6 protein-coding genes are annotated in these 4,898 nt (G+C 66.8%); 1 reads left to right on the forward strand and 5 read right to left on the reverse strand.

The annotated features are described in order from the left end of the window. Positions 1 to 150: 150 nt before the first annotated feature. Entirely contained in the window at positions 151 to 1,233 is a 1,083-nt protein-coding gene (locus AC1D12_RS24690; protein ID WP_477843478.1) for a TRAP transporter substrate-binding protein, read from the forward strand. Between the two features lie 3 nt (positions 1,234 to 1,236). Here the strand turns inward: AC1D12_RS24690 and AC1D12_RS24695 are convergent, their stop codons facing one another. From AC1D12_RS24695 to AC1D12_RS24715, 5 genes are all read right to left on the reverse strand, one after another. Continuing rightward, on the reverse strand, positions 1,237 to 1,686 hold the full coding sequence (locus AC1D12_RS24695) for a hypothetical protein (protein ID WP_477843480.1): 450 nt from the start codon (positions 1,684 to 1,686) through the stop codon (positions 1,237 to 1,239). Next, complete coding sequence (locus AC1D12_RS24700) at positions 1,683 to 3,191, reverse strand: TRAP transporter large permease (RefSeq protein WP_477843482.1); 1,509 nt, start codon at positions 3,189 to 3,191, stop codon at positions 1,683 to 1,685. Before AC1D12_RS24700 ends, AC1D12_RS24695 begins: the two co-directional genes overlap by 4 nt. Beyond that, positions 3,188 to 3,727, reverse strand: a complete 540-nt coding sequence (locus AC1D12_RS24705; RefSeq protein WP_047503034.1) for a TRAP transporter small permease subunit — start codon at positions 3,725 to 3,727, stop codon at positions 3,188 to 3,190. Before AC1D12_RS24705 ends, AC1D12_RS24700 begins: the two co-directional genes overlap by 4 nt. 101 nt (positions 3,728 to 3,828) lie before the next feature. Then, positions 3,829 to 4,473: a response regulator transcription factor gene (locus AC1D12_RS24710; RefSeq protein WP_477843484.1), complete on the reverse strand. Its 645-nt coding sequence runs from the start codon at positions 4,471 to 4,473 to the stop codon at positions 3,829 to 3,831. Next, on the reverse strand, positions 4,470 to 4,898 hold a 429-nt coding region (locus tag AC1D12_RS24715; protein ID WP_477843486.1), incomplete at its 5' end, for a sensor histidine kinase. The genes AC1D12_RS24715 and AC1D12_RS24710, both read right to left, overlap by 4 nt.

Raw genomic sequence — 4,898 nt, forward strand, 5'->3', positions numbered from 1 at the left:
ATTGTTGACTACTCGAATTTAAAACGAGCGAACTGATTGCGCCTGTCGCCGTGAGCACCGCCGGGCTTTCCCCAACGGGGAAAGCCCATCCCCACCCCTCCTGAAGCTCGGTAAAAAATCTCCCCGCCCCATCACCCCGAGGAGAGAGACATGGAACGCCGCATCTTCATCACCCGCACCGGCCTGGCCGGCGTGCTCGCCGCCGGCAGCGCTCCGGCCATCGTCCACGCCCAGACGGCCCTGCGCTGGCGCCTCGCCTCCAGCTTCCCGAAATCGCTCGACACCATCTTCGGCGCCGCCGAAGTCTTCGCGAAGAAGGTCGGCGAGCTCTCGGGCGGCAAGTTCCAGATCTCGGTGCACGCGGCCGGCGAGATCATGCCGGCCTTCGGCGTGGTCGACGCGGTGCAGAACGCCACCGTCGAGATGGCGCACACCGCGCCGTACTACTTCTTCGGCAAGGACGAGAYCTTCGCGCTCGGCTGCGCGATCCCGTTCGGCCTGAACTCCCGCCAGATGACGGCGTGGATGGTCGAGGGCAACGGCCTGAAGCTGATGCGCGAGTTCTACCACCAGTACAACATCGTCAACTTCCCCGGCGGCAACACCGGCGCGCAGATGGGCGGCTGGTTCCGCAAGGAGATCAAGTCGCTGGCCGACATGAAGGGCCTGAAGATGCGCATCGGCGGCTTCGGCGGCCGCGTGCTGGAGCGCATCGGCGCGGTGCCGCAGAACATCCCCGGCGGCGACATCTACCCCGCCTTGGAGAAGGGCACCATCGACGCCGCCGAATGGGTCGGCCCGTACGACGACCAGAAGCTCGGCTTCAACAAGGTGGCGCCCAACTACTGCTACCCCGGCTGGTGGGAAGGCGGCCCGCAGCTCGACTTCTTCGTCAACACCAAGGCGTATGACGCGCTGACGCCCGAGTACAAGGCGGTGATCGAGGCCGCCTCTGCGGTGGCCCACATCGACATGCAGGCCAAGTACGAYKMCCGCAACCCGGCCGCTCTGAARCAGCTGGTGGGCAGCGGCACGCGGCTGTTTCGCTTCCCGAAGGAGGTGATGGAGGCCGCCTTCAAGGCCTCGCAGGAGATGTACGCCGAGCTCTCGGCGAAGAACCAGAACTGGAAGAAGGTCTACGAGGACTACGCGAAGGTGCGGGCCGACCAGAWCCTSTGGTTCCGCTTCGCCGAGGCGGCGTTCGACGACTTCATGCAGACGCAGAAGCTGTAAGGCTCAGCGCTCGCGCAACTCCGGCGCGAGCGCATACCGCGCGAACACCGCCAGCACCTGCGGATCGGCCGCGTTGAACAGCGTCACGATCCCGGCCCCGCCGCGCACCACCATGCGCGGCGCGACCAGCCACGCAAGCCACGGGATGTAGATCAGCTTGGCCTGCCCCACGTCGGCCCAGCGCACGCGCTTGGTCCACATCCACGTCTGCTCGATCACGCGCGCATCGATGCGGATGCGGCTCTTCAGCACCCAGTAGTTCGTCACCAGCAGCACCAGCAGGCCGCCGGCCACCAGCAGCTTCGCGCTGATGGAGGCATTGCGCAGCGCTGCCTGGTCGAGCGCCAGCGCGCCGGCCGCGAACACCGCGGCGGTGAGGGCCGTCAGCAGCAGCTTCACGAACGGCGGAAAGGCCGGGCCCTCCGCCGCCACCAGCGGCTCGCTCTCGCTCACTTCTTCTCTTCCGGCTTCTTCTCGTCGGGGGACGGCGACGCGTTCTTGAACAGGTCGTCGAGGTTCTCGTCCTTCGAGCGGTAGGTGTCGCCGTCAGGCATCTCGATCTTCACCTTGTCGACGTCGACCTTCACTTCCTTGTCGAGGAAGACCGTCACCGTCTGCGGGAAGAGGATCACGATCACCACCAGCAGGATCTGCAGCAGCACCCACGGGATCGAGCCGAGGTAGATGTCGCTCGACAGCACCTTGCGCGGCAGCGACCCCTGCTTGAACAGCGTGTCGGCGATGCTGCGCAGGTAGAACAGCGCAAAGCCGAACGGCGGGTGCATGAAGCTCGTCTGCATGTTCACGCACAGCAGCACGCCGAACCAGATCATGTCGATGCCGAGCTTGTTGGCCACCGGCGCCAGCATCGGCAGGATGATGAAGGCGATCTCGAAGAAATCGAGGAAGAACGCCAGGAAGAACACGAACAGGTTGACGACGATCAGGAAGCCGAGCTGCCCGCCGGGCAGGTTCGACAGCATGTGCTCGATCCACTTCGCGCCGTCGACACCCTGGAACACCAGCGAGAACACGCGCGAGCCGATCAGGATGAACACCACCATCGCGGTAATGCGCATCGTGCCGAGCATCGCTTCGCGCACCAGCGGCCAGTTGAGCCGGCGGTGCAGTGCCGCCAGGATGAACGCCCCCACCGCGCCCATCGCGCCCGCTTCGGTCGGCGTGCAGATGGCGCTGTTCATGCCGGGCAGGCCGCCCATGCTGCCGAGCACCGCGAAGATCAGGATCGCCGACGGGATGATGCCGCGCAGGCACTTGCGCCACAGCGCCCAGCCGTTCAGCGTTCGCGCCTCCTTCGGCACGCCGGGCACGTGCTCGGGCCGGATGCGCGCGAGCACGAAGGTGTAGATCGCGAACAGCAGCACCTGCAGGATCGACGGACCCCAGGCGCCCTTGTACATGTCGCCCACCGACTTGCCGAGCTGGTCGGCCAGCACCACCAGCACCAGCGACGGCGGCACCAGCTGCGTGATCGTGCCCGAGGCCGCGAGCACGCCGGTGGCATAGCGCATGTTGTAGCCGTAGCGCATCATCACCGGCAGCGAGATCATCGCCATCGCGATCACCTGGCCGGCCACCGTGCCGGTGATCGCGCCGAGGATGAAGCCGACGATGATCACCGAGTARCCCAGGCCGCCGCGCACCGGGCCGAACAGCTGGCCCATCGAGTCGAGCATGTCCTCGGCGAGCCCGCATTTCTCGAGGATCGCCCCCATCAGCGTGAAGAACGGGATCGCCAGCAGCAGGTCGTTGCTGAGGATGCCGAACACGTTGAGCGGCAGGTTGGCCATGAACTGCTCGGGGAACCAGCCCTGCCAGATCGCGATGAAGCCGCACAGCAGGCCGAGCGCCGAGAGCGAGAAGGCCACGGGGAACCCGATCAGCATGATCAGGATCAGCCCCGCGAACATCAGCGGGGCGAAGGTCTCTACCGTCATTGCAGCGGCCTCTCGTAGTGCAGGTCCATCTCGTAGGTGTGCGTGAGCCATCCCACGCGCTTGATGATCTCGGACAGGCCTTGCAGCAGCATCAACGCGAAGCCGAGCGGCAGCATCAGCACGGCAGGCCACAGGATCAGCCCGCCCGCGTTGCCGGAGACCTCGCCGCTCGCGAGCTTCGACAGGAACAGCGGCCACGCGAAATAGAACATCACCCCCATCACCGGCATCAGGAAGAACACGAGGCCGAACAGGTCGATCAGCACGCGCCCCTTGCTGGAGAAGCGGCCGTACAGCACGTCGACGCGCACGTGCTCGTTGACGCGCAGCACCTGCGGCGCGCCGAGCATCACGCAGGCCGCGAACAGGTACCACTGGATCTCGAGGTAGGCGTTCGAGCTGTAGTTGAAGGTGTAGCGGATCACGGCATTGCCGGCGCTGATGAAGCAGGCCAGGAACACCGCCCACTTGGCCAGCCAGCCGAAGCGGTCGTTCAGCGCGTCGATCAGGTGCGCGAGCTTCAGGAGTTGTGACACGGGGGTCGTCCTCGAGGGTTGGAAAACTGCAGCGATATCAGACCCGCAAACGGCCAGCGGCGCCACGGGTGAATCCGCTAAGTGGTTTTACGCAAATTCGCCTACGCAGCCGGCGTCTCCCCGAAATCCCGGCAGTGCTCCACGGCGTACTTGATCAGCTCCGCCTGGCCTTCCAGGTTCAGCTTGCGCTTGATGTTCTGGCGGTGCGATTCGACGGTGCGCACGCTCAGGTTCAGGTCCTGCGCGATCTGCTTGCTCGAGCGGCCCTTGGCCAGGCACGCGAGGATCTCGCTCTCGCGCAGCGACATCACCGGCCGCGGCGTCTGCGCCCGCATCAGCCGGCCCGAGATCGCCGCGCTCAGGAAGGTCTCGCCGGCCTGCACCGCGGCGATCGCCTCGATGATGTCGGTCGACGGCGCGTCCTTCAGCACGTAGCCGCGCGCGCCGGCCTGCATCGCGCGGTTCACGTACTCGGGGTTGTCGTACATGCTGAGCACCAGCACGCGCAGCGCCGGCCGCTCGGCGAGCAGGCGGCGCGTGAGTTCGATGCCGTTCACGTCCTTCATGCCGATGTCCATCAGCACCAGGTCGACGGCGTGCACGGCCAGTTGCGCGAAGGCCTCGGCCGCATCGCCGGCCTCGCCGACCACGTCGATGCCGGCCACGCTGCACAGCCGGGCCTTCAGGCCTTCGCGCACCAGCGGGTGGTCGTCGACGATCAGCAGGCGGGTGGCGGTAGGAGTCATGAGGCGGTGGCGGCGAAGCGTCGAATGGCCGAGGTGGGCACGTCGGCGACGACCTCGGTGCGGCCGGGTTTCGACGCCACGTTCAGGCTGCCGCCGATCGAGGCGAGCCGCTCGCGCATGTTGCGCAGCCCGATGCCGCGGCGCGGGTGCTGCTGCACCGCGCCGACGTCGAAGCCGCGGCCGTCGTCGATCACGCGCAGCCGCACGCCGCCGGCGCCGAAGGCCAGCCGCAGCGCGATGTGCGACGCGGCCGCGTGCTTGTCGATGTTGTTCAGCGCTTCCTGCGTCACGCGGAACAGCACGGTGTTGATCTCGTTCGGCAGGCCCTCGGGCGGCTCGCCGCGCACCCGCRCCTGCAGCGGCAGGCGGCGCTGCTCGCCGAATTCTTCACCCAGGTGGGTGAGGGCGGCCGGCAGGCCCAGCAC

The organism is Rhizobacter sp. P1_G5, assembly GCF_056405435.1.

Excerpts from the sequence above, each read along its gene's own strand:
- AC1D12_RS24710 (WP_477843484.1), bottom strand. The coding sequence starts at position 4,473 with ATGACTCCTACCGCCACCCGCCTGCTGATCGTCGACGACCACCCGCTG.